The sequence below is a fragment of the Flavobacterium sp. U410 genome, assembly GCF_053570605.1.
This window is the reverse complement of the sequence record NZ_JBSEFI010000019.1, coordinates 59920-83199: the sequence shown is the minus strand read 5'-3', so window position 1 is coordinate 83199 and position 23280 is coordinate 59920. Positions and strand designations below refer to the sequence as shown.

The window sequence follows — 23280 nt, the reverse complement described above, 5'->3', positions numbered from 1 at the left end:
TAGCCATTGCACATTAAAAATTATAGTATAAAAACTTCAATTTCCTGATTTTTATGATTGTATATCGACTTTCTTGGCTGAATAATTAACCTTTTTACCGAACACTCTTTACAAATTTTCCAATATTCTTAATTGGGTTTTCGTTTAGAAATTTGATAAAAGCACTGCCGATAATCGCTCCTTTCTGGTACGTTGTGGCTTGTATAAACGTAACCTGATCTTTAACCCCAAACCCAACAATTTGTGGATTTTTCAGTTTTAAGTCGGCGATGCGTTTAAAATAAGCAAATTGTTCCGTTGCAAAACCACTTTGACTTCCTGTTACAGCCGCCGAACTTACCATATAAATAAAGCTATCAGAAATAGCATCAACCTGTTGAATACGTTCGTTACTGGTTTGTGGTGTGATCAAAAAGATGTTGTACAAACCATAACGCTCAAATAAAGCTTTGTATTCTGCCTCATAAATAGCTAAAGGTAAGTCGGGGATAATTAAACCATCGATGCCAATTTCAGCACATTTTTGACAAAATTTTTCCATACCAAATTGCATCATTGGGTTAAAATAACCCATAATCAACAACGGAATTTCTACGCTTTTGCGAATGTCTTTCAATTGTTCAAATAACAATTGAGTTGTCATTCCATTTTCTATAGCAATTGTCGAACTTTCTTGAATGGTTGGTCCATCGGCTAATGGATCACTAAAAGGTAAGCCAATTTCAATCATATCAACACCATTTTTTTCCAATTCTTTGATGATGGTTACGGTATCGTTTAATTGCGGATAACCAGCTGTAAAATAAATAGAAAGCAGTTTTTTATCTTGTTGTAAGGCTTGATATATTCGATTCATTTTTTGTTCATCTTTAATTTTGAAATAGAATTTTTACTAATTTGTTTGAACTAGTTCTAATTACTATTCACTCAGTTTAAAATAATTGATATAGGTATTCAAATCTTTATCGCCACGACCAGAAAGATTAACCACTACAACATCGTTTGGTTTAAAAGTTCGTTTAGCCAAAGCAGCTAACGCATGTGCCGATTCAATAGCGGGAATAATGCCTTCCGTTTTACATAAATTGAGTCCGGCTTGCATGGCTTCATTATCAGTTATGGCTTCAAAATCAGCTCGTTTTACATTGTGTAAATGCGCGTGTAACGGTCCAACTCCAGGGTAATCTAATCCGGCAGAAATAGAGTAGGGTTCCGTAATTTGTCCGTCTTCGGTTTGCATCAACAGCGTTTTGCTTCCGTGGATAATTCCAATTTTTCCCAAAACTGAAGTGGCTGCACTTTCACCCGAGTCTACGCCATGACCTGCCGCTTCCACAGCAATGAGTTTTACATTTTCTTCGTCTAAAAATTCGAAAAAAGCACCGGCTGCATTACTTCCGCCACCTACGCAAGCAATGACGTAATCTGGATTTTCTTTGTTTTCTAAAGCCAATAATTGCGATTTAATTTCCTTAGAAATAATGCTTTGGAAACGCGCCACCATATCCGGATAAGGATGAGGTCCAACCACCGAACCGATGATGTAAAAAGTATCCGTTGGATTATTAATCCAATCGCGAATAGCTTCGTTGGTGGCATCTTTTAATGTTTTAGAACCCGATGTTGCCGGACGAACTTCGGCGCCCAACATTTTCATTCGCGCAACATTTGGTGCTTGGCGTTCAATGTCAATTTCGCCCATATACACAATACATTCTAATCCCATTAAAGCACAAACAGTCGCTGTTGCCACGCCATGTTGACCGGCTCCGGTTTCGGCAATAATTCTTTTTTTGCCTAATCTTTTTGCCATCAAAATTTGCCCGATGGTATTGTTGATTTTATGCGCTCCGGTGTGACACAAATCTTCTCTTTTTAAGTAAATTTTGGTATTGTATTGCTCCGATAAGCGCTTTGCAAAATAGAGCGGAGTAGGACGGCCTACGTAGTGTTCCAGCAAATTCTGAAACTCTTCTTGAAAAGAAGCTTCGTTCATGATTTGCAAATATTTTTGACGCAATTCTTCTACATTCGGATAGAGCATTTCGGGGATAAAAGCGCCACCAAATTGTCCGTAAAATCCATCTTCATTAACGTTATATTTCATTTTAAAAGGTATTTATTTGTTGTTGAAATTGTTTTAGTTGTGCTGTATTTTTAATTCCGGGTGCTGTTTCAAACCTACTATTGATGTCTAGTGCGAAACAATGTTGAGCAGCTTTGGTTTTTAAAAACGCTTCAAGTTGGTTCATTTGTTCCAATCCGATGCCGCCACTTAAAAAATACGGTTTGTCATAAGGATATTGTTCCAGTAAGTTCCAATCGAAAGTAACGCCGTTACCACCGGGATTTTTACCTTTGGTATCCAATAAAAAGTAATCCGCTACATCCAAATATTTCTTCATAATTTTAAAATCGAAATTTTCATCTACCGAAAAAGCTTTGATGATTTTGATGTTCAATTTTTTCAATTTTTTACAAAATTCAGGTTTTTCTTTTCCGTGTAATTGCACATAATCTAATTGTTTCTTTTTTGCCGTAAGGAACACTTCCATTAGCCCCGGATTCACAAAAACACCTACTTTTTGAATGGTTTCAGGAATATTAGGTAACATTTTCAAGTCGCAAAACCGTTGGGAAGGTTTCCAAAAGATAAATCCTAAAAAATCAGGCGACAAAGCCGCAACTTCCTGAATATTTTCAGGATCTTTCATACCGCATATTTTCAGTTTAGGTTGCATGGTATTGGTTTTAAAAGAAAATTTATTGGATTAATTCTTGGATAAAAGCTTGTGCTTTGGCTCCCGGATCATCAGTTTTCATGAAATGTTCTCCCATTAAAAATCCTTGGTAACCAAATTGTTGCAATTCTTTAACGGCTTCCACAGAACTGATTCCGCTTTCGGAAACTTTGACAAATTCGTCAGGAATGTGAACCGAAAGTTTTTTACTGTAATCCAAACTGACTTCGAAGGTTTTTAAATTTCGGTTGTTTACGCCAATCATGTTCAAACTTGGCATAATCGATTTTTCCAATTCTTCCAAATTGTGAACTTCTAGCAATACTTCTAAACCTAAACTTTGAGCAAATTCTGATAAATATTTGATTTCTGTTCGGGTTAAAACTGCTGCTATCAGTAAAACAACATCGGCTCCGTTGGCTTTGGCTTCCAATAATTGGTATTCATCTATGATAAATTCTTTTCGTAAAACCGGAATGGACACACTCGCTTTTGCCAATAAAACGTCTTCTAACGAACCACCGAAATATTTGCCATCGGTTAATACTGAAATTCCGCAAACACCTGCATTTTGGTATCCCAAAACCACATCTTCTACATTGTGATTGAAGTTGATAACACTTTTTGAAGGCGAACGTCTTTTGTGTTCTGCAATAATTCCGGTAGAACTAAACGCAAGTATTTTGCGCAACGAATGCGTACGCGAATTGAAAAGATCAGTCGCTTCCAATTGGGCAACGGAAACCACTTTTTTCTTTAAAGCTACTTCACGCTTTTTATCGGCTATTATTTTATCTAATATATTCATTGATTTCCTTTTTTTGTCACATCGAGCGGAGTCGAGATGTTTTTGTTATCAATTTTACTGGAACTGACAATTATTTACTTAATTCAATTAGTTTATTGAGTTTTTCAAAAGCTCGTTTGCTGTTCAAACTTTTCTGAGCCATAGCCAAAGCTTCTTCATAACTGTTTTGTTGAACGGTTTGAATAGCAATAGCCGCATTGGCACAAACGACATCATTTTGCGCTTGTGTTCCATTACCCGAAATGATTTGGTAAAAGATTTGCGCCGCTTCATCGGTTGTGCTTCCACCTTTAATATCAGGTAATTGCGTAACTGATAGTTTGAAATCTTGTGGTTGGATAATTTGTTCCGAATGATTGGTAATGATCTTCACTTCATCGAAAAGGGAAATTTCGTCAAAACCACTCAATCCGTGTAAAATGCTGTATTGTGTATCGGTGTTTTGATACAAATAAGCATACATTCGAGCCAATTCTAAACTAAAAACGCCTACCATTTGATGTTTGGGAAATGACGGATTCACCATTGGTCCCAAAATATTGAAAAAGGTTTTTACACCCAATTCTTTACGAATAGGAGCCACCATTTTCATAGCCGGATGAAAAAGGGGAGCATGCAAAATGGCAACATTGGTTTCTTCGATTGCTTTTTTTAGAAAGTCGGTATTATTAGTGAATTTCACACCCATTTTCTCCATCACATTACTAGAACCTGAAATCGAGGAAACACCGTAATTTCCGTGCTTTGCAACTTTTATTCCGGCACCGGCAACGATAAACGAAGCTAAAGTTGAGATGTTAAAAGTGTCTTTTCCGTCGCCACCCGTTCCGCACAAATCAATGGTATCGTATTCGGAAAAATCAACCGGAATACAAAGTTCTAATAAGGCTTCGCGAAATCCGGCTAGTTCTTCTACCGTAATGCTACGCATCATGTACACTGTTAAAAAAGCAGCAATTTGACTTAAATTGTATTCGCCTTGCGAAATGTTAACCAAAACATTTTTCGCTTCTTCTTGACTTAATATTTCGTGATTGATTAATCTATTGAGTATTGTTTTCATTTTTTTGGAATTAAGAATTAGTAAATCAGTTTGCTTTTTTAATTCTTAAGCCAATTTTCTAAAATCTTTTTACCGTTAGGTGTTAAAACACTTTCCGGATGGTATTGCACGCCTCTTACTTTGTATTGTGCATGTTTCAGTGACATAATTTGATTGTTTTCATCAACAGAAGTAACGATTAGATCTGTGGGTAAATTGTCATTAGAAAGTACCCAGGAATGGTAACGACCTACTTCAAATTCGTTAGGTAAATCATTGAAAATAAAATCGTTTTCTGTTTGTTTTACTGTTGTTGCAACACCGTGATATACTTTGTTTAAATTGGTTAATTTCCCTCCGAAAATTTCGCCAATGGCTTGTAAACCTAAACAAACGCCGAAAATATCTTTGGTAGGTGCATATTTTTGAATGACTTGCTTTAGCAATCCGGCTTCATCGGGAATTCCCGGACCAGGAGAAAGCAATATTTTTTCGAATGGTTTGAGTTCGTCTAGTTCAAATTCGTCGTTGCGAAAAACAGTTACTTCGGCTCCTAAATCTTCTAAATAGTGAACCAAATTGTATGTAAAACTGTCGTAATTATCGATAACTGCTATTTTCATGTGATGTAATTTCTAAAATTAAATGGTTTCGGCAAGGTCCAACGCTTTTTGTAAAGCGTTTAGTTTGTTGTACACTTCTTGAGTTTCGTTTTCTTCGGATGAACTTTCTACAATTCCGGCTCCCGCCTGAAAATGAAGCGTGTGATTTTTACTTAAAAACGTTCGAATCATAATGGCGTGATTAAAATTTCCCTCAAAATCCATGACACCAATGGCGCCTCCGTAGAAACTTCTGTTAGTGGTTTCAATGCTTTCGATTAACTGCATGGCTTTTACTTTTGGCGCTCCGGTTAACGTTCCGGCTGGAAACGTTTTGGCAACCAAATCTAAGAAATGGCTTTTATCTTTTAGTTTTCCGGAAACTTTGGAAACCAAGTGAATAACGTGTGAAAAGAACTGAATTTCTTTGTATTTTTCTACGACAACTTCGCTACAACTTCTGCTTAAATCGTTACGAGCTAAATCGACCAGCATAACATGTTCGCTGTTTTCTTTGACATCAACTGCTAATTTTCGAGCCAATTCAGCATCTTGTTCGTCGTTTCCGGTGCGTTTGAATGTTCCGGCGATAGGATGAATTTCGGCTTGTGAATTATGGATAACTAATTGTGCTTCGGGTGATGAGCCGAACAATTTAAAGCTTCCGTAATCGAAATAGAATAGGTAAGGAGAAGGGTTGATGCTTCGCAAAGCGCGATAAACATTAAACTCATCGCCTTTGAAGTTTTGCGAAAATCTTCGGGATAAAACCAATTGAAATACGTCGCCTCGCATGCAGTGTTTCTTAGCCAAACGAACATAATTTTTATAAGCGTCATCCGTTAAATTTGACGTGTAATGACCTTCTTTTTTGAAACTGAATGATGCAAAATTTTTAGCTTGTAGCAATTGTTGAATTTCGTTGATGTTATTGTTTTGGTCTAAACTGTGGCAAAAAATATAAGCTTCATTTTTATGATGATTGATGGCAATGATATTTTGGTACACCGAATAGAACATTTCCGGAATTTGGTTTTCTGTCGATTTTTCACGGATATTCACTTTCTCAAAATATTGAACGGCATCATACGCCATGTAACCAAAAAGCCCTTGAGTAATAAATTTAAAGGATGATTTTCCGGTTTGAAAAGTTTTAGAAAATTGATCTAATTCGGTAAGAACTTGATCTTTATTGGTAATTGTATTCGTAACAGAACTTTTATCGGGAAAAGTTGTGATAATTTGTTGGTTTTCTACTTTAAAAGTCGCAATCGGATTGAAACAGATGTATGAAAAACTGTTTTCATTGGCACGATAATCAGAACTTTCCAATAAAATGCTATTGGCAAATTTGTCGCGTATTTTCAAATAAATGCTTACCGGCGTAATGGTGTCGGCAAGAATTTGTTTGTAGAAAGTATGTAATTTGAAGGTTTTCATTTGATGTTCTTTAAAATTGAGCAATAAAAAAAGGCTTGTCGTGATTGACAAGCCTTTTATGAGTATTTTGTTTTTAAATTATACTAATAGAGGTTTCGCTCACGACGTTTGACGTAAGTTATACCACCACCAAGTATTGTTTAAAATGTTGTTCATGTTCTTAAATGTTGAAACAAATGTAAAAAATATTTTTTTAGAATTCCAAATTTAGATTAAAAAAATTATTCGGCTAAGAAATTGGTAAGTGGTTGAATAAACTTTTCAAAAGATTCAATGTGAAGTAAATGTCCAATATTTTCAATCTCAACCAATTTAGAGTTTGGAATTTTTTGTTGTGTTTTTTTACCTAGTTCATAGTATAATCCCATGGTTTTTTGAATGTTTTCCGGAGCTAAATTTTTACCTAAAGCTGTGCGGTCACGTGTTCCTATGATCAATAAGGTTGGAACTTTGAGATTTGGAAATTCGTAGACTACAGGTTGCGTCATAATCATGTCATAGGTTAAAGCAGCATTCCAAGCGATAATGGGATAATCTTTATGTAAAGTCCAGCCGGCTAAAATATTAACCCACTGATCGTATTCCGGTTTCCATTTGTTGTCATAATAGAATTTTAGTTGGTAGTTTTTAATGGATTCATAATTGCTTTTTAATTCTTTTTCATACCACCAATCAATAGGTTGATAAGGTACAACTACTTTGTAATCTTCTAATCCAATGGGGTTTTCTAAGATTAATTTTTCAGTTGTTTCCGGATACATCAGTGCAAATCGAGTGGCTAGCATGCCACCCATAGAATGTCCCAGAACAGCTGTTTTGGTAATGTTTAATTCGTCTAAAATCGCTTTTGTGTTTTGTGCCAATTGATGAAAGGAATATTGAAAATGTTTCGGTTTGGTAGATTTTCCGAAACCAATTTGGTCCGGAGCTATTACTCGATACCCTTTGGTAGTTAGAGCTTCAATCGTGGTTTTCCAATAGGCTCCGTTAAAGTTTTTACCGTGTAGCAAAAGTACATTTTTACCGTTGAAATTTTTAGGCTTTACATCCATATATGCCATTTGAAGCGTTTGGTTTTGAACTTTTAGTTCCAAAAAATGAACAGGATATGGATATTTATAGTTGCTTAAGTTTTGATTGAGTGCAATAGGTTTGTCTTGTGCTGCGGCTAAAAAGGTAATTAATAGAATGACTAAAAGGTTTAGTTTTTTCATGTTTTTTGATTTTATCTGTATGAGCCTTAAAATTATATATAAACAAAAAAAGTCCAAGTATTACTCGGACTTTTCTCTTTTTCATAGCAAAGTTTATTTTGATTAGAAGCTTAAAGTAACGTCTAATTCAAATTCGTCATAGATAGTTCTATCTCCTAAATCAGAAAAGAATGAACCTGAACCATATTTAATACCAAATTTAGTTCTGTCGATGATTAATTTTCCTGAAGCGGAGTTATTGTTAACAGTTAAGTCAAAGTTTATATCTTGAGTAATTCCTTTGATTGTTAACTCACCATAAACAGTATAAACATTGTTCCCTTTATCAGCAATTTTTTTGAATACTAAGGTTGAAGTAGGGAATTTTTCAACACCGAAAAAATCTTCAGCTTTTAAGTGACCGTCTAATTTAGCTTTCATATCACCTTGTAAATCTGTAGTGCTAATTGAAGTCATGTCAACTGTAAAGTTACCACCTACTAATTTTTTACCTTTTAAAACTACAGCACCATCTTTTAATTTGATAGTTCCTTCGTGTTGACCTGTAACTTTTTTACCTACCCAGTGTAATTTACTTTTTTCGACATTTACTTTTTTAGTAGTTTGAGCTGTTGCAGTGAATGTTACAAATGCAACTAAAACTAACGCAATTGATTTTAAATTTGCTTTCATGTTTTTTAATGAAGTTAATTTGACTTTTATATAATGGATTAAATAGTTTCGAATAATGTTTCAAGTGGTTTTCTCACTTTTTTATAGTGTTGTGTACTATCTTCCTCGTGACGATACCCGATTGTTGCTACCAAAGAAGCATTCAATCCTCTTTCTGTTAAACCTAAAATTTTGTTATATTCGGCAGGAACAAAACCTTCCATTGGAGTTACGTCTATTTTAAGTTCAGCAGCAGCAGCTAAAAGATTTCCTAAAGCAATATATGTTTGTTTGGCAGCCCAAGTATTTTTTACGTCTGCCGGTAATCCTGCAACATTAGCATTCATTACGTCTTGATATCCTTTTAAAGCTTCTGTATGTATTCCGCGTGTTTCTGCAATATGATCGACAAATTTTGCGATATAAGGTTCGTCAACGTTAGTATGATTCACAAAAACAAATAGGTGAGAAGCATCAACAATTTGTGATTGCCCCCATGATGCTGGTTGCAATTGTTTTCTGATTTCCGGATTTTCAATGATTAAAACTTTATAAGGTTGTAAACCATAAGAAGAAGCGCTCAATTGGATAGCTTCTTTTAAAACTGCTAAGTCTGCATCTGATACTTTTTTAGTAGCATCAAATTTTTTTGTGGCATAACGCCAATTCTGATTATTGTTAAATGTACTCATTGTATTTAAATAGTTCTAAATTTTTCTAATAAATTGTTTAAATCTTCTAATTCTTCTTGCGACAAATTTTGTGCAAAGCATTTTTCATGGGAAATAACTAAAGGATCTAATTCTTCTAAAAGTGCTAATCCTTTTTCAGTAATTTCAATTTCCATTTTCCTTCTGTTTTCGGGACAAACTTCGCGAGTAACCAATTCTTTCAACAACAATTTGTCGACCAATCGTGTAGTGTTACTGGTTTTTGCAATCATACGTTCTTGAATCACACACATGTTTGCAGGTTTCCCTTTTTGACCTCGCAGAATTCTTAAAACATTAAATTGCTCTGTTGATAATTCAAATGGCTTTAAGACTTCATTAAACTTATCCGAAATAACATTCTGAGTGTACAAAATATTTAGTAGTGCACGCTTTTCTAATGTTAAATTTGAGTTTGATTTTATGATTTCCTCTATCTTCATTTGTAATTACAAAATTTGTATGTACAAATGTAGTGTATTTTTTAATAGTTGTATATACAAATGTGTTAATTTTTTATTAAAAAATTTCTAATCGGTTTTAGCTTGGATAACTTTAGAAAAAAATAAGAAATGAAGAGATTATTATTTGTATTTTTAGTATCTGTCCAATTTTTATCTGCTCAGGATTTAAAACCGCTTAAGACGTATTCAAATGAAAATAGAGAAGTAGCTTCTTTTGATTATGAACATTTGGAACCGCTATTTGAACAAAATGATGGTGCTACTTATGTAATTAATTTTTGGGCAACATGGTGTTTGCCTTGTGTTAAAGAACTGCCTCATTTTGAAAAACTGAATGAAACGTATAAAAATAAAAATGTAAAAGTAATCTTGGTGAGTTTAGATTTTCCTAAAAAGATAGAATCTCAGCTGCTTCCTTTTTTGGAACGAAAAAAAATACAGTCTGCCGTTTATGTATTGGATGATCCGGATGCTAATAGTTGGATCGAGAAAGTAAATAAAGATTGGTCAGGAGCCATTCCGGCAACAGTCATATATAAAGGTAAAAACAAAAAGTTTTTTGAACAATCGTTCACTTATGAAGAATTAGAAAAAGAACTCTTATTAATACTAAACAACTAAAATTATGAAAACAATCAAATTTGTACTTACTGCATTGGTATTGGTTATAACCTTTGCTTTTACCGAAAAACCAGTTGAAGGTTATAAAGTAGGCGATGCTGCAACCGATTTTAAACTAAAAAATATAGACGGTAAAATGGTGTCGCTGAAAGATTATAAAGATGCCAAAGGCTACATTGTAATCTTTACATGTAATCATTGTCCGTTTGCCAAAGCGTATGAAGATAGAATTATTGCTTTAGACAAAAAATACAAAAAATTAGGCTATCCGGTTATTGCTATCAATCCAAACAATCCGGAAGTACAACCTGATGATAGTTTTGATTTAATGAAAGTTAGAGCCAAAGAAAAAGGATTTACTTTTCCTTATTTATTTGATGAAGGTCAAAAGGTATATCCACAATACGGAGCTACTAAAACACCTCATGTATTTGTATTGCAAAAAACAGCTAAAGGAAATATCGTAAAGTATATAGGAGCAATTGATGACAATCATAGTGATGAAGAAGCTGTTAAAGTAAAATATGTTGAAAATGCTGTTGATGCTTTATTAAAAGGAAAAGAAATAGAAGTAAATTCAACAAAAGCTATTGGTTGTTCTATTAAATCCTAGTATTTTTGTCAAAAAACAGAAATGAACTTAACACAAAACGACTGGTGGAACCAATATCTTCAAGATCCTAACGGAGTTATTCTTGATGTTAGAACAGAAGATGAAAATGCAGCTTCAAGAATTCCTGAATCTATTAATATTGATTTTTATAAAGGTCAGGGCTTTGTTTATTTAGTAGACGAATTGGATAAAAGCAAAAACTATTATGTGTATTGTTTAGCCGGAGGAAGAAGTGCTCAAGCTTGTAATATTATGACACAATTAGGCTTTGAAAAAGTGTATAATCTTTTAGGAGGAATTTCAGAATGGGAAGGTCCGGTTGAACCTTAATAAGATTAAAATAAAACAAAATAAAAAGGAACTCTAAAAAATTATGGAGTTCCTTTTTCTGTTTAAAAATATAAACAACTTTATGAAAGTCTTTTTAATTTCAATTTGTCTTTAATAGCGATTTTTTTTCCAATTAACTCAATCCAGCCATTTTTATTAAATTCGGATAATAATCGAATACAACTCTCAGTTGCAGTACCAATCATTCCCGCCAATTCTTCTCTGGATAGCTGAATTTTTAATGTTTTATCGGTATTAATACCAAAAGTTTCTTCTAAATAAATTAATGTGTCAGCAAGTCTCTCTTTTACTGTTTTTTGAGCCATGTTCACCATCAAATCATCAGCATCACGCAAGTCACCACAGATAGTTTTCATAACATTCATGGAGAAATCATTATTTTGATTAAAGAATCCCATGATTTCTTTACCAGGTACAAAGCATACTTGCATATCTTCAAGAGCTACAGCACTTAAGTTAGCCGGTTCTTGACTTATCATAGAACGTTGCCCTAATAATTCTCCCGGTTTAACCAATTTGACAATTTGGTCTTTACCATTAGAACTTAATTTGGTTAATTTACAAACCCCATCTTTAATACAAAAAACACCATTTACAGATTCTCCTTCTTCAAAAAGAGGTTCTCCTTTTTTTATAGTATAAGTAGTTTTACAGTTAGCCATTTTTAAAAGCTCATCTTTATTAAGCGCTTTAATGGAACTAAACTCTCTTACAATACATTGCTCGCATTTACTCATAGGAAATTTTTTATTGGGAGTCACTTACAAATATACAAAAAAAAAGATGACAAAAATCATATTTTCTTTACGTCATATTTTTCACCTTTGTATAAGGTAAAAAAGAGCAAATTTATATGGAATCAAAAACTTGTTTCCATTGTGGTAATGCGGTAGAAAAGAAAGACGAAGTTATTTTTGATGACAAAAGTTTTTGCTGTACCGGTTGTAAAACGGTATATGAAATTTTTAGTCAAAATGATTTAACTTGTTATTATGATTTTCAATCGGCACCAGGGGCAACCCCGCAAGATATCAATGGAAAATATGACTTTTTAGACAATGACGTTATTGTTGAAAAATTATTGGAATTCAATGAAGCTACAACCAGTATTATTTCACTTTACATTCCGCATATACACTGTAGTTCGTGTATTTGGATTTTGGAAAATTTACAAAGGCTTCAAAAGGGGATTATAGCCTCACAAGTAAACTTCCCGGAAAAGAAAGTTCGTATCTCATTCAATTCGCAAGAAACAAATCTTAAAGATATTGTTTATTTATTAAGTTCCATTGGTTACGAACCTTATATCAGCTTAGAAAATTATGAAAGTGGTAAAAAGGAAATTGATCGCAGTTTGATTTATAAAGTCGGAGTTGCTTTCTTCTGCTTTGGAAATATCATGCTGTTGTCTTTTCCCGAATATTTTGAAGTTCAGGAATTTTGGATCAATCAATACCGTTCTTTCTTTAGATGGCTGATTTTCGCATTATCACTACCAGCGTTTCTTTATTCGGCAACCGATTATTATAAATCAGCTTATAAGACTATTAGAGCAGGAATTTTAAATATTGATATTCCTATTGCATTAGGTATTATTGTCATGTTTGTACGAAGTACAATTGATATTATAATGGGGTATGGGCAAGGTTTTTTTGATAGTTTGACTGGATTGATTTTCTTTATGCTTTTAGGGAAACTATTTCAGCAAAAAACCTATAGTTTTCTTTCGTTTGAACGCGATTATAAATCTTATTTTCCTATAGCGGTGACGCGAATTTCTAAAGAAGGAAAAGAAGAAGCAGTTCAAGTGTATGATATTGAAAAAGGAGATCGTTTATTGATTAGAAATCAAGAGCTTATTCCGGTTGATGGAATTTTAATTTCTGAAAAAGCATCCATTGATTACAGTTTTGTTACCGGTGAAGAAATCCCGATCGAAAAACAGTCGGGAGATAAACTTTTTGCCGGCGGAAAACAATTAGGGAAAAGTGTAGAAATGGAAGTGTTATTTTCGGTTTCCCAAAGTTATTTGACACAGTTGTGGAGCAATGATGTCTTTCAAAAGAAATTTGAACAAAAACACAAAACGATTACCGATAAAGTAAGCCAATATTTTACACCTATATTATTATTGATTGCTTTTACATCATTAATCATTTGGTTGTTTATTGATACTTACCAAGCTTTTAACGTATTCACAGCTGTTTTAATCGTGGCTTGTCCTTGTGCTATTGCGTTGTCGGCTCCATTTACATTAGGCAATGTGCTTCGTATCATGGGACGCCAAAAAATGTATTTGAAAAATGCGACAGTCATTGAACAAATGGCTCAAATCGATACCATTGTTTTTGATAAAACCGGAACCATTACGACTAATAAAAAGACAGCCATTCAGTTTTTTGGAGACGATTTATCAGAACACGAAATACTGTTGTTGAAAAACGCATTACGAGGTTCAAATCACCCGTTGAGTAGAAGGCTGTATGAATATTTGCCTGAAGTAGAAAGACTGATTCCTACTTCTTTTGAGGAAATAACCGGTAAGGGCGTTTTAGCATTATTTGGAGAAGAAACAGTTCAATTTGGTTCTGCAAAATATTTAGAAGTAGAAGAGAATTCTGATTTTCAAAAGACAAAAGTTAATGTAAAAATTAACGGAGTTTACAAAGGATTTTATATATTTAACAATCAATATCGTGAAGGTTTGACTGATTTATTTCGAAAATTAGCTAAAAATTACGAATTGAAAGTGCTTTCCGGTGATAATGATGGCGAAAAAGAAACGCTATTAACCTTACTGCCTAATAATACTGAATTGATATTCAATCAAAAGCCGGAAGAAAAATTAAAGTTCATAGAAGATCTGCAAAAGCAAGGTAAAAGTGTCATGATGATTGGTGACGGTTTAAATGATGCCGGTGCTTTAGCACAAAGTAATGTAGGTATAGCGATTTCTGAAAATGTAAATGTATTTTCTCCGGCTTGTGACGGAATCATGGATGCTAGTCAATTTTCAAATTTAGATTATCATCTACGCTATTCTAAAAATGCCATGAAAACAATTTATATGAGTTTTGGGTTGTCTCTTTTATACAATGCTGTTGGATTAAGTTTTGCAATTGCCGGGAAGTTATCTCCTTTATTTGCAGCTGTTATAATGCCTTTGAGTTCTATTACGGTAGTCAGCTTTGTAACAATTATGACAAACTTTTACGCTAGAAGGAAATAATTTTAGCAAAAAATTAAGATATGACAAAAATCATGTTTTAGTTACGAGGCGCAAACTAACTTTGTTAACGTTAAATAATAATAGGTATGAGTGTTATTTATTTATTAATTACAGTGAGTATCGTTGTCGCTGTAACCTTTTTGCTCGCTTTTATACGAGCGGTAAAAACAGGTCAATATGATGATGATTACACACCATCAGTCAGAATGCTTTTTGACGATGAAATCAAGAAAAATCCTAACAAATTAATTCAATCACAAAAAGAGAAACAAAAATCAATCTAATTATGGAAATGCAACAATTTTATTACGACAACAAAATTGTAAGAAACTTCCTTTACGCAGCGATTGCTTTCGGTGTCGTGGGGATGCTTGTCGGGCTTATAGTAGCTTTCTTTTATTTGTTTCCTAACATGACCGACGGTATTCCATGGTTAAGTTACGGAAGATTAAGACCACTACATACAAATGCAGTAATTTTTGCCTTTGTAGGTAATGGTGTGTTTGCAGGAGCTTATTACTCGTTGCAACGTTTATTAAAAACCAGAATGTATAGTGACTTTTTAAGTCAATTAAACTTTTGGGGATGGCAATTGATTATTCTAGCAGCAGCTATTACATTGCCTTTAGGTATTACATCTTCAAAAGAATATGCTGAATTAGAGTGGCCTATTGATATTGCAATTGCAGTTGTTTGGGTTGCTTTCGGAATCAATATGATTGGAACAATCATTAAGAGAAGAGAACGTCATATCTATGTAGCTATTTGGTTCTATATTGCAACTTTCATTGCAGTAGCTTTATTACATATTTTCAATAACTTAGAAATTCCGGTTTCTTGGACTTCTATGAAAAGTTACTCAGTGTATGCTGGTGTTCAAGATGCTTTGGTTCAATGGTGGTATGGTCACAACGCAGTAGCGTTCTTCTTAACAACACCTATTTTAGGGTTGATGTACTACTTTGTTCCAAAAGCGGCAAATCGTCCGGTATATTCTTATAGATTGTCAATTATCCATTTCTGGTCATTGATCTTCATTTACATCTGGGCTGGTCCTCACCACTTATTATATTCTGCTTTACCGGATTGGGCTCAAAACTTAGGAGTTGTATTCTCTGTAATGTTGATTGCGCCATCTTGGGGTGGTATGATTAATGGGTTATTAACATTAAGAGGTGTTTGGGATAAAGTAAGAGTTGATCCTGTACTTAAATTCATGGTAGTTGCTATTACAGGTTACGGAATGTCAACTTTTGAAGGACCAATGCTTTCTCTGAAAAACGTAAATGCTATTGCTCACTTTACTGATTGGATCGTAGCGCACGTACACGTTGGTACTTTAGCATGGAACGGTTTCATGATGTTTGGTATGACCTACTGGATGTTACCAAGAATGGCTAAAACAAACTTGTACTCTCAAAAATTAGCAAACTTCCACTTCTGGATCGGTACTTTAGGTATCATTTTATATGTGTTACCAATGTATGTTGCCGGGTTTACTCAAGCTTCAATGTGGAAACAATTTAATCCTGATGGATCATTGGTTTACGGTAACTTCTTAGAAACTGTTACGCAAATCATCCCTATGCACGCTATGAGAGCGGTAGGTGGAACATTATATTTCATTGGTATCTTAACTTTGGTTTACAATGTATTCAGAACAGTTAAACAAGGTTCTCCAATTGAAGATGAATTAGCAGAAGCTCCTGCATTAGCTAAAATTTCTCCTTACCAATTAAAAGGTGAAACTTGGCACTCTTGGTTAGAAAGAAAACCGGTTCAATTTACAATTTATACAACTATTGCTGTAGCTATCGGAGGTATTGTTCAAATCGTACCGATGTTAGTAGTAAAATCAAATATTCCAACTATTGCGAGTGTAAAACCATATACTCCGCTTGAGCTAGAAGGTAGAGATTTATATATCCGTGAAGGGTGTAACAACTGCCACTCTCAATTGGTTCGTCCGTTCCGTTCAGAAGTAAAACGTTATGGTGATTATTCAAAATCAGGTGAATATGTATATGATCATCCATTCTTATGGGGTTCTAAACGTACAGGTCCGGATTTACATAGAGTAGGAGGAAAATATAATGACAACTGGCATTTTAACCACATGTATGATCCACAAAGTACATCGCCAAACTCAATTATGCCAGCTTACAAATGGATGTTTGATAACAAAGCAATGGATCGTTCTTTGATTGAGAAAAAAATGGAAGTAATGCAAACTTTAGGTGTTCCTTATACCGCTGAAGATGTTGCAAATGCTAGAAAAAGTATGGATGAACAAGCTTCTCAAATTGAGAAAAATCTTCATGCAGATCCCGACTTTGTAAAAGCTTATGAAGAAAGTAAGAAAAATGCAATTGCTAGGGGAGAGAAATTTGTTCCAATGAAAGATAGAGAAATTGTAGCTTTAATTTCTTACTTACAACGTTTGGGAACTGATATTAAAGTGAAAAATCCAACAGAATAAATTTTAGAGTTATGTTAAAATTTGTCAAACACAATTTAGAAACTATCGTTGGTGTAGAAGTATATCCTATCATTTCGTTGACTATCTTCTTTATCGTTTTTGTGGCCTTTTTTATCTGGGCTATGACCTATAGTAAAGAAAAAATCAACGAGTTAAGCGAATTACCACTTAAAGAAGATTAATAATTAAAATATTTAATATGAAAAAATTAATTCCGGCATATATAAGAGTTCCTTTGATCTTCGCTATTGTTATGGGAGCTTTGGAATACTTTATAGACTCAGGAGATAAGCCAGCATTTATCAAATATCCGATGGTAGCATTATTTTTAGGAGTATTTTTATTCTTATTAATTGCTATAGAAATAGTTATTGATGCAGTAGATAAAGTTACTTACAGCTTATTAACTGATGAGCAAAGAAAGAAACTAGAAGAAGCTCAATCTGTTTCATTTTCAGATAGCAAGCTAATGAAAATGCTTACTCGTTCTAAAGATATTGAACATGAGCAAGATGTTTTATTAGATCATGATTATGATGGTATTAAAGAATTAGATAATGTATTACCTCCATGGTGGGTAGGATTGTTTTATGTTTGTATCGCGTTTGCTATCATATATTTAGTTCGTTTCGAAGTAATTGGTGATTACAACCAAGCGGAAGAATTTATTGCAGAAATGGAGCAAAAAGATAAAGAAGTTCAAGAATACTTAAAAACAGCTCCAGATTTGATGAATAAAGACAAAGTAACATTATTAACTGATGCTACTGCTTTAGCTGAAGGGAAAAAGATTTTTGAATCAAACTGTGTGGCTTGTCACCGTCCGGATGCTGGTGGAGCAATTGGTCCTAACTTAACTGATAAATATTGGATTTTAGGCGGAGGAATCAAAAATGTATTCAACACAATTACTGAAGGTGGTCGTTCCGGTAAAGGTATGGTGGCTTGGAAAGAAAGCTTAAAACCAACAGAAATTCAAAAAGTAGCAAGTTATGTTCTTTCTTTACAAGGCTCAAATCCTAAGGATCCTAAACCGGCCGAAGGAGATGAATGGGTAGAAGAAGGTGCTGCACCTGCTACTGAAGCAACTGAAACTCCTGCAGATTCTACTGCTGCTGCACCTGTAGCTGTTGAAGAAGAAGCTAAAACTGAATAAAAAACTTTAAAAAAGGATTTGGGTTTTCCCAAATCCTTTTTAAAACCAAATTGAAACATGTCTAACAATAATTTACCAGACGAAAGCTTTAGAGATAGTATAGGAACTATCGATAAAGAAGGTAAAAGAAATTATATTTTTCCTAAAAAACCATCCGGTAAATTTTACGATAAAAGAAAACTTTTAAGTTATTTTTTATTAGCCTTTTTATTTGCCGCTCCTTTTATAAAAATCAATGGGAATCAGTTTTTGATGTTCAATGTATTGGAACGAAGATTCAATATTTTCGGTTTTCCATTTTGGCCACAAGATTTTCACTTGTTTGTCATGTCAATGATTATCGGAGTAGTAGGGTTAACTCTATTTACCGTAGCCTTTGGGCGTATTTTTTGTGGTTGGTTTTGTCCGCAAACCATTTTTATGGAAATGGTATTCCGAAGAATTGAATTTTGGATTGATGGCGATCGTGGAGCTCAAATACGATTAGCAAAACAAGATTGGAATGCAGAAAAGATAAGAAAGAGAACACTAAAAGGGTTTATTTTCTTTGTTATTTCTTTTTTGATCGCTAACGTTTTCTTAGCGTATTTAGTGGGAAGCGACGAATTATTCAAAATGATTACTGAAGGACCGGCAAAAAATCTAAGTACTTTAGTTGCCTTACTAGTTTTCACAGGCGTATTTTATTTTGTATTCGCTTGGTTTAGAGAACAAGTATGTATCATTGCCTGCCCTTATGGTCGTTTGCAAGGAGTTCTATTAGATGATAAATCTATTATTGTTGCCTATGATCACGTTAGAGGAGAAGGAGAGAACGGAAGAAAAAAATGGCGTAATGGAGAAGATCGTCAAGCTTTAGGTCATGGCGATTGTATCGATTGTAACCAATGTGTTGTAGTTTGTCCTACAGGCATAGATATTCGTAACGGAACTCAGCTAGAGTGTGTAAACTGTACCGCTTGTATTGACGAATGTGATACTATTATGGAGAAAGTAGGTTTGCCTAAAGGATTGATCCGATATGCAAGTGAAGCCGAAATCATGAACAAAGAGAAGTTCACACTAACCACTCGAATGAAAGGATATATTGCTGTATTAACCATTTTAATAGGTTTGTTGATCGGTTTATTATTCCTTAGAGGAGAAGTGGAAGCAACAGTATTGCGTTTGCCAGGCCAGTTGTATGAACATAAAGGAGATAATATCAGTAATGTATTTACCTATAAAATAGTAAATAAGACTGTAAAAGAATTGGATAGTGTTCATTTCAAAGTTGTAAATCCAAAAGGAGAAATCAAAATGGTAGGAAATGAATATTTCAAAGTACCTAAAGAAGGTTTAGCTCAAGGAACATTATTCATTGAAATTAATCCGGCATTCTTAACAGGAGATAAAACTAAGGTAAAAATAGAAGTATATAGTGGTAATGAATTAATAGATCATACCACAACAAATTTCTTAGGACCAAGAAGTTTTTAAAAGAAGACTGGCCAAATGTATTGTTTTAGCGTAGATTTGGCTGGTTTTTAGTAACAAAAAATATTAGCATTATTATGAAAATCAATTGGGGAACTGGCATAGTTATAGCTTTCGGCTTATTTATGACTTTTATATTATCATTTGTTTTTAGAGTTCAATCTAATCCTAAATATGACAATGAATTGGTAACAAAAGATTACTATAAACAAGAGGCTACAGTTCAAAGTGATATCGATAAACAAAAAAATGCAAATGCATTAGAGCACAAAGTAACCATTATAAAAACAACAGAGGGTGTTTTAGTTACTTTTCCGGAAGAGTTTAGTTTGCAAGATATAAATGGGAAAGTGTCCCTATACAGACCGTCTGACCAAAAATTAGATTTTGAAATTCCAATTTCACTTTCTAGTCCACATTTGCTCATACCTAAAAGTCGTTTGGCAGGCGGTCTATGGGACATTACTGTTGATTGGAAATACCAATCAAAAGACTATCTTAACAAAGAAACTATTTATTTCTAAAAGAAACTATTTTAAATAGTAAAAAATAAAAGCTATGCTTTACACAGCACTCATATTAGGATTAATCAGTAGCTTACATTGTGTAGGTATGTGCGGTCCTATTGCTATGATGCTACCTGTGGATAGAAGTAATCAAGCGACAAAAACCATTCAAATTTTATTGTATCATTTAGGTCGAATTACAGCTTATGGTTCTTTAGGATTAGTTTTTGGTGTTTTGGGAAAAGGATTTTATCTAGCCGGATTACAACAGCAACTTTCCATAGCGGTAGGAATTCTAATGATTGTTGTTGCGGTTGTACCTGAAAAGCAATTTGCCAAATACAATTTTTCAAAACCGATTTATAAGATAATTTCAAACGTTAAATCTTCTTTAGGAAACCAATTCAAAAAGAAAACTATGGGGTCTATTTACACTATTGGTTTACTTAATGGTTTTTTACCTTGCGGAATGGTTTATGTAGCTTTGTTCGGAGCTTTAGCCATGAACCGTTTTGATTTAAGTGTTTTGTATATGATTTTATATGGTGTGGGAACTATTCCTTTGATGAGTTTAGTGGTTTATATCTCTAACTTTTTGACTTTTTCCTTTCGAAGTAAGTTGCAAAAGGTGATTCCTGTAATTGCGGTTTGTGTTGGAATTCTATTTATTATGAGAGGTTTAGGTTTAAATATACCTTACGTTTCACCCGGAAATGTTAGTTTATTTGTGCAAAGCGAAGCAAATTGTCACTAGCTTTAAGATAAAAATATAAAAAAGAGGTTGCTTTATTTTAAAAGTAATTTATATTCAAATCTGCTATAATATAATGAGACTAGTTCAGATTGATTATAAAACTTTTTTGAAGCACCTCTTTTTTAATATATATGAAATTCCCCTATTTACCGTCTTTATCAACTTTAATTTTTTCATCTCTGTTAGCTAGTTCCCAAGCTAAAGCAAATGCTAATTGCGCTCTTTTAGCTAAAGCATCGTATTCGATTTTATCAGGGGTGTCAGTAGGCATGTGATAATCAGCATGAATTCCGTTAAAAAAGAAAATAGCAGGAACACCCTTCTTTGCAAAATTGTAATGATCTGAACGATAGTAAATTCTTTCCGGATCATTTCGATCATTATATTTGTAATCTAAATCCATGTGAGTGTATTTTGCATTCATAGCTTCATTGATTTCGTGTAATTCAGAACTCAAACGATCAGATCCTATTACATAAATATAATTATTTGTATTTGGATGTAGTGTGTCTCGGCGACCTATCATATCTATATTAATGTCAGCAACTGTATTTTCCATAGGATATAATGGATTTTCTGAATAATATCTAGAACCATGGAGACCGTGTTCTTCACCTGTAACATGAAGAAATAAAATAGAGCGCTTAGGACTAAAACCATCCTTTTCGGCAAGTTTAAAAGCTTCTGCAATTTCCAAAAGAGCAACAGTTCCTGAACCATCATCATCAGCACCATTATAAATTTCACCGTTTTTTGTTCCCACATGATCATAATGAGCAGAAATGACAACAATTTCTTCAGGCTTTTCATTCCCTTTTATAAAAGCCCATATATTTTCAGAATCATTTAATTTAGGAGAGAAACCTCTGGCCATAAATTTAGAAGGGACTTTTTGATACCAATCTTCAGCTGCCGGAGGAAATTTTATTTTATTCGCTTCATATTGAGAAATCAAATATTCTCCTGCTTTTTTTTGTCCTTCTGTACCAGTATCACGTCCTTGCATTTCATCAGAAGAAACTATATATAAGTGTTCTTTTAACTCTTGAGGAGTTATAGATTGTAAATAAGTATTTAAATCTGCCTTTTTTTGAGATTTGGAAGCCGAACACCCCGCTAAAAGAACCCCTATAAATAAATAAGTTAGATTTTTTTTGTACATGTTATTCCTTTTTTAAAGTTAAAAGTAAATATATAAAACTGTTTCGGTTTTTTATAAAATAAAGGAAATTAGTATTATTTTATGTTCATATTACCAAATCAGAGAAACATTTAGTGACAGTGGTAGATACTCAAGGTTGTATATTCTTATAAAAATTAGTGATGGTAATAGATTATCCAAAGTATTTTACCTTTAATGATTATGGAATTAATAATACCTGTAATATTGGTTTAGTTTACAATATGAAGAAAATGGAATAGTTAAAGAATTTAAAACTCATTTTTCTTTAAAACGATAATTTTTTGTTATGTTTGAAGAGCACCTTAGATTTTTAAGGTGTTTTTTATACAAATTCAAAAATAATGAAATTTGGAAAAGTTGAATATCCGGAATTAATAGATTTTAGTTTACCAGAAGATAATTTAAATACAAATAGGATTTTAAATAAGCATAAGATCGATGATAACATTGAAGTTTTTGTAGGATGTGCTAAATGGAATAAAAATGATCTGAAAGGATTTTATCCCAAAGGGACAAAAGATGAATTAACGTATTATGCGACTCAATTTAATGCAATAGAATTGAACGCAACTTTTTATAAAATGCCAGATTGGAAACAAGTTAATATATGGAAAAACAAGACGTCTAAAGATTTTAAATTTTTTCCAAAGTTGCCTAATACCATAACTCATTATAAAAGATTATCAGATGTGCAAGAATATATAATTGATTTTTGTGATGCAGTAAGCAATTTCGAAGATAAATTAGGAATGACTTTTATGCAGTTGCATGAAAACTTTAGTTATAAAGAATATGATAAATTAAAACGGGTACTTGAAAATTTCCCAGAGAATATTCCTTTAGCTGTAGAGGTTCGTAGCCAAGATTGGTTTTTAAATTCTAAAATTAATCAAGAATATTCTCTATTATTAGAAGAGTTGGGATTAGCTAATATTATCGTTGATACAGCAGGTAGAAGAGATATGTTGCATATGAGGTTAACTACTCCGGTAGCTTTTGTACGTTTCGTTGGAGCTAATCATAAAGCGGATTATGAGAGATTGGACGATTGGGTAAAGCGAATAAAAAAATGGAAAGCAGAAGGATTACAAAGTTTGTATTTTTTTGTACATCAGAACATAGAAGTAGAATCACCTCTGCTCGCAAAATATTTCATTGAAAATCTGAATAAAGAATTAGGAATAAGAATAAAGATTCCTAATAAATCAAATCAGGAAACCCTTCGGTTGTTTGACTAAAT

At 33.4% G+C, this 23280-nt stretch carries 25 protein-coding genes; 12 read left to right on the top strand and 13 right to left on the bottom strand.

Annotated features, from left to right (window positions below; genetic code table 11):
- Positions 1 to 94 precede the first annotated feature (94 nt).
- The 11 genes from trpA to ACUSJC_RS12970 all read right to left on the bottom strand — a co-directional run bounded on the left by trpA (position 95) and on the right by ACUSJC_RS12970 (position 9651).
- Positions 95 to 856, bottom strand: coding sequence for a tryptophan synthase subunit alpha (trpA, locus tag ACUSJC_RS13020; RefSeq protein WP_449270000.1), 762 nt, complete (start codon positions 854 to 856; stop codon positions 95 to 97).
- Between the two features lie 63 nt (positions 857 to 919).
- Entirely contained in the window at positions 920 to 2107 is a 1188-nt protein-coding gene (gene trpB / locus ACUSJC_RS13015) for a tryptophan synthase subunit beta (protein ID WP_449269999.1), read from the bottom strand.
- A 1-nt stretch (position 2108) separates the two neighbouring features.
- Entirely contained in the window at positions 2109 to 2741 is a 633-nt protein-coding gene (locus ACUSJC_RS13010) for a phosphoribosylanthranilate isomerase (protein ID WP_449269998.1), read from the bottom strand.
- A gap of 22 nt (positions 2742 to 2763) precedes the next feature.
- Entirely contained in the window at positions 2764 to 3549 is a 786-nt protein-coding gene (trpC, locus tag ACUSJC_RS13005; RefSeq protein ID WP_449269997.1) for an indole-3-glycerol phosphate synthase TrpC, read from the bottom strand.
- 70 nt (positions 3550 to 3619) lie between these two features.
- The gene (trpD, locus tag ACUSJC_RS13000) at positions 3620 to 4612 is read right to left on the bottom strand and encodes an anthranilate phosphoribosyltransferase (protein ID WP_449269996.1); all 993 of its coding nucleotides are present in this window, start codon (positions 4610 to 4612) and stop codon (positions 3620 to 3622) included.
- A gap of 38 nt (positions 4613 to 4650) precedes the next feature.
- Complete coding sequence (locus ACUSJC_RS12995) at positions 4651 to 5214, bottom strand: anthranilate synthase component II (protein WP_449269995.1); 564 nt, start codon at positions 5212 to 5214, stop codon at positions 4651 to 4653.
- A gap of 18 nt (positions 5215 to 5232) precedes the next feature.
- Positions 5233 to 6633 carry an anthranilate synthase component I family protein gene (locus ACUSJC_RS12990; protein WP_449269994.1) on the bottom strand — a complete coding sequence of 467 codons (1401 nt, stop codon included), beginning with the start codon at positions 6631 to 6633 and terminating at the stop codon, positions 5233 to 5235.
- A gap of 221 nt (positions 6634 to 6854) precedes the next feature.
- Positions 6855 to 7847, bottom strand: coding sequence for an alpha/beta fold hydrolase (locus ACUSJC_RS12985; protein WP_449269993.1), 993 nt, complete (start codon positions 7845 to 7847; stop codon positions 6855 to 6857).
- A 102-nt stretch (positions 7848 to 7949) separates the two neighbouring features.
- On the bottom strand, positions 7950 to 8519 hold the full coding sequence (locus ACUSJC_RS12980; protein ID WP_449269992.1) for a YceI family protein: 570 nt from the start codon (positions 8517 to 8519) through the stop codon (positions 7950 to 7952).
- A gap of 38 nt (positions 8520 to 8557) precedes the next feature.
- Positions 8558 to 9190, bottom strand: a complete 633-nt coding sequence (locus ACUSJC_RS12975; protein ID WP_449269991.1) for an NAD(P)H-dependent oxidoreductase — start codon at positions 9188 to 9190, stop codon at positions 8558 to 8560.
- Positions 9191 to 9195: 5 nt separating this feature from the next.
- Complete coding sequence (locus ACUSJC_RS12970; protein ID WP_449269990.1) at positions 9196 to 9651, bottom strand: MarR family winged helix-turn-helix transcriptional regulator; 456 nt, start codon at positions 9649 to 9651, stop codon at positions 9196 to 9198.
- A 129-nt stretch (positions 9652 to 9780) separates the two neighbouring features.
- Here ACUSJC_RS12970 and ACUSJC_RS12965 point away from each other — a divergent pair, with 129 nt between their 5' ends.
- From ACUSJC_RS12965 to ACUSJC_RS12955, 3 genes are read left to right on the top strand one after another with little or no spacing between them, the layout of a single operon-like run.
- On the top strand, positions 9781 to 10293 hold the full coding sequence (locus ACUSJC_RS12965; RefSeq protein ID WP_449269989.1) for a TlpA disulfide reductase family protein: 513 nt from the start codon (positions 9781 to 9783) through the stop codon (positions 10291 to 10293).
- Between the two features lie 4 nt (positions 10294 to 10297).
- A complete protein-coding gene (locus ACUSJC_RS12960; RefSeq protein WP_449269988.1) occupies positions 10298 to 10906 on the top strand; it encodes a thioredoxin family protein in 609 nt (202 codons plus the stop codon).
- Between the two features lie 21 nt (positions 10907 to 10927).
- Entirely contained in the window at positions 10928 to 11236 is a 309-nt protein-coding gene (locus ACUSJC_RS12955) for a rhodanese-like domain-containing protein (RefSeq protein WP_449269987.1), read from the top strand.
- 80 nt (positions 11237 to 11316) lie between these two features.
- Here ACUSJC_RS12955 and ACUSJC_RS12950 read toward each other — a convergent pair whose 3' ends face one another.
- On the bottom strand, positions 11317 to 11994 hold the full coding sequence (locus ACUSJC_RS12950) for a Crp/Fnr family transcriptional regulator (RefSeq protein WP_449269986.1): 678 nt from the start codon (positions 11992 to 11994) through the stop codon (positions 11317 to 11319).
- Positions 11995 to 12110: 116 nt separating this feature from the next.
- On the opposite strand from ACUSJC_RS12950, the gene ACUSJC_RS12945 reads away from it, so the two are divergent.
- The 8 genes from ACUSJC_RS12945 (at position 12111) to ACUSJC_RS12910 (ending at position 20857) form a co-directional block, all read left to right on the top strand.
- Entirely contained in the window at positions 12111 to 14486 is a 2376-nt protein-coding gene (locus ACUSJC_RS12945) for a heavy metal translocating P-type ATPase (RefSeq protein WP_449269985.1), read from the top strand.
- An 86-nt stretch (positions 14487 to 14572) separates the two neighbouring features.
- Positions 14573 to 14770 (top strand): cbb3-type cytochrome oxidase assembly protein CcoS, encoded by a 198-nt coding sequence (gene ccoS / locus ACUSJC_RS12940; protein ID WP_449269984.1) that lies wholly within the window; start codon positions 14573 to 14575, stop codon positions 14768 to 14770.
- 2 nt (positions 14771 to 14772) lie between these two features.
- The gene (ccoN, locus tag ACUSJC_RS12935; protein ID WP_449269983.1) at positions 14773 to 16965 is read left to right on the top strand and encodes a cytochrome-c oxidase, cbb3-type subunit I; all 2193 of its coding nucleotides are present in this window, start codon (positions 14773 to 14775) and stop codon (positions 16963 to 16965) included.
- A gap of 11 nt (positions 16966 to 16976) precedes the next feature.
- Complete coding sequence (locus tag ACUSJC_RS12930) at positions 16977 to 17147, top strand: CcoQ/FixQ family Cbb3-type cytochrome c oxidase assembly chaperone (RefSeq protein WP_449269982.1); 171 nt, start codon at positions 16977 to 16979, stop codon at positions 17145 to 17147.
- 17 nt (positions 17148 to 17164) lie between these two features.
- Positions 17165 to 18121 (top strand): cbb3-type cytochrome c oxidase N-terminal domain-containing protein, encoded by a 957-nt coding sequence (locus ACUSJC_RS12925; protein WP_449269981.1) that lies wholly within the window; start codon positions 17165 to 17167, stop codon positions 18119 to 18121.
- 57 nt (positions 18122 to 18178) lie between these two features.
- Entirely contained in the window at positions 18179 to 19600 is a 1422-nt protein-coding gene (gene ccoG / locus ACUSJC_RS12920; RefSeq protein WP_449269980.1) for a cytochrome c oxidase accessory protein CcoG, read from the top strand.
- 74 nt (positions 19601 to 19674) lie between these two features.
- Positions 19675 to 20121: a FixH family protein gene (locus tag ACUSJC_RS12915; protein ID WP_449269979.1), complete on the top strand. Its 447-nt coding sequence runs from the start codon at positions 19675 to 19677 to the stop codon at positions 20119 to 20121.
- Between the two features lie 34 nt (positions 20122 to 20155).
- Positions 20156 to 20857 (top strand): sulfite exporter TauE/SafE family protein, encoded by a 702-nt coding sequence (locus tag ACUSJC_RS12910; protein WP_449269978.1) that lies wholly within the window; start codon positions 20156 to 20158, stop codon positions 20855 to 20857.
- A 142-nt stretch (positions 20858 to 20999) separates the two neighbouring features.
- Here ACUSJC_RS12910 and ACUSJC_RS12905 read toward each other — a convergent pair whose 3' ends face one another.
- On the bottom strand, positions 21000 to 22019 hold the full coding sequence (locus ACUSJC_RS12905) for a M28 family metallopeptidase (protein ID WP_449269977.1): 1020 nt from the start codon (positions 22017 to 22019) through the stop codon (positions 21000 to 21002).
- A gap of 362 nt (positions 22020 to 22381) precedes the next feature.
- On the opposite strand from ACUSJC_RS12905, the gene ACUSJC_RS12900 reads away from it, so the two are divergent.
- A complete protein-coding gene (locus ACUSJC_RS12900; RefSeq protein ID WP_449269976.1) occupies positions 22382 to 23278 on the top strand; it encodes a DUF72 domain-containing protein in 897 nt (298 codons plus the stop codon).
- Positions 23279 to 23280: the final 2 nt, after the last annotated feature.

Coding starts and splice junctions, on each gene's coding strand:
- trpA (WP_449270000.1), bottom strand. CDS start 856: ATGAATCGAATATATCAAGCCTTACAACAAGATAAAAAACTGCTTTCT.
- trpB (WP_449269999.1), bottom strand. CDS start 2,107: ATGAAATATAACGTTAATGAAGATGGATTTTACGGACAATTTGGTGGC.
- ACUSJC_RS13010 (WP_449269998.1), bottom strand. CDS start 2,741: ATGCAACCTAAACTGAAAATATGCGGTATGAAAGATCCTGAAAATATT.
- trpC (WP_449269997.1), bottom strand. CDS start 3,549: ATGAATATATTAGATAAAATAATAGCCGATAAAAAGCGTGAAGTAGCT.
- trpD (WP_449269996.1), bottom strand. CDS start 4,612: ATGAAAACAATACTCAATAGATTAATCAATCACGAAATATTAAGTCAA.
- ACUSJC_RS12995 (WP_449269995.1), bottom strand. CDS start 5,214: ATGAAAATAGCAGTTATCGATAATTACGACAGTTTTACATACAATTTG.
- ACUSJC_RS12990 (WP_449269994.1), bottom strand. CDS start 6,633: ATGAAAACCTTCAAATTACATACTTTCTACAAACAAATTCTTGCCGAC.
- ACUSJC_RS12985 (WP_449269993.1), bottom strand. CDS start 7,847: ATGAAAAAACTAAACCTTTTAGTCATTCTATTAATTACCTTTTTAGCC.
- ACUSJC_RS12980 (WP_449269992.1), bottom strand. CDS start 8,519: ATGAAAGCAAATTTAAAATCAATTGCGTTAGTTTTAGTTGCATTTGTA.
- ACUSJC_RS12975 (WP_449269991.1), bottom strand. CDS start 9,190: ATGAGTACATTTAACAATAATCAGAATTGGCGTTATGCCACAAAAAAA.
- ACUSJC_RS12970 (WP_449269990.1), bottom strand. CDS start 9,651: ATGAAGATAGAGGAAATCATAAAATCAAACTCAAATTTAACATTAGAA.
- ACUSJC_RS12965 (WP_449269989.1), top strand. CDS start 9,781: ATGAAGAGATTATTATTTGTATTTTTAGTATCTGTCCAATTTTTATCT.
- ACUSJC_RS12960 (WP_449269988.1), top strand. CDS start 10,298: ATGAAAACAATCAAATTTGTACTTACTGCATTGGTATTGGTTATAACC.
- ACUSJC_RS12955 (WP_449269987.1), top strand. CDS start 10,928: ATGAACTTAACACAAAACGACTGGTGGAACCAATATCTTCAAGATCCT.
- ACUSJC_RS12950 (WP_449269986.1), bottom strand. CDS start 11,994: ATGAGTAAATGCGAGCAATGTATTGTAAGAGAGTTTAGTTCCATTAAA.
- ACUSJC_RS12945 (WP_449269985.1), top strand. CDS start 12,111: ATGGAATCAAAAACTTGTTTCCATTGTGGTAATGCGGTAGAAAAGAAA.
- ccoS (WP_449269984.1), top strand. CDS start 14,573: ATGAGTGTTATTTATTTATTAATTACAGTGAGTATCGTTGTCGCTGTA.
- ccoN (WP_449269983.1), top strand. CDS start 14,773: ATGGAAATGCAACAATTTTATTACGACAACAAAATTGTAAGAAACTTC.
- ACUSJC_RS12930 (WP_449269982.1), top strand. CDS start 16,977: ATGTTAAAATTTGTCAAACACAATTTAGAAACTATCGTTGGTGTAGAA.
- ACUSJC_RS12925 (WP_449269981.1), top strand. CDS start 17,165: ATGAAAAAATTAATTCCGGCATATATAAGAGTTCCTTTGATCTTCGCT.
- ccoG (WP_449269980.1), top strand. CDS start 18,179: ATGTCTAACAATAATTTACCAGACGAAAGCTTTAGAGATAGTATAGGA.
- ACUSJC_RS12915 (WP_449269979.1), top strand. CDS start 19,675: ATGAAAATCAATTGGGGAACTGGCATAGTTATAGCTTTCGGCTTATTT.
- ACUSJC_RS12910 (WP_449269978.1), top strand. CDS start 20,156: ATGCTTTACACAGCACTCATATTAGGATTAATCAGTAGCTTACATTGT.
- ACUSJC_RS12905 (WP_449269977.1), bottom strand. CDS start 22,019: ATGTACAAAAAAAATCTAACTTATTTATTTATAGGGGTTCTTTTAGCG.
- ACUSJC_RS12900 (WP_449269976.1), top strand. CDS start 22,382: ATGAAATTTGGAAAAGTTGAATATCCGGAATTAATAGATTTTAGTTTA.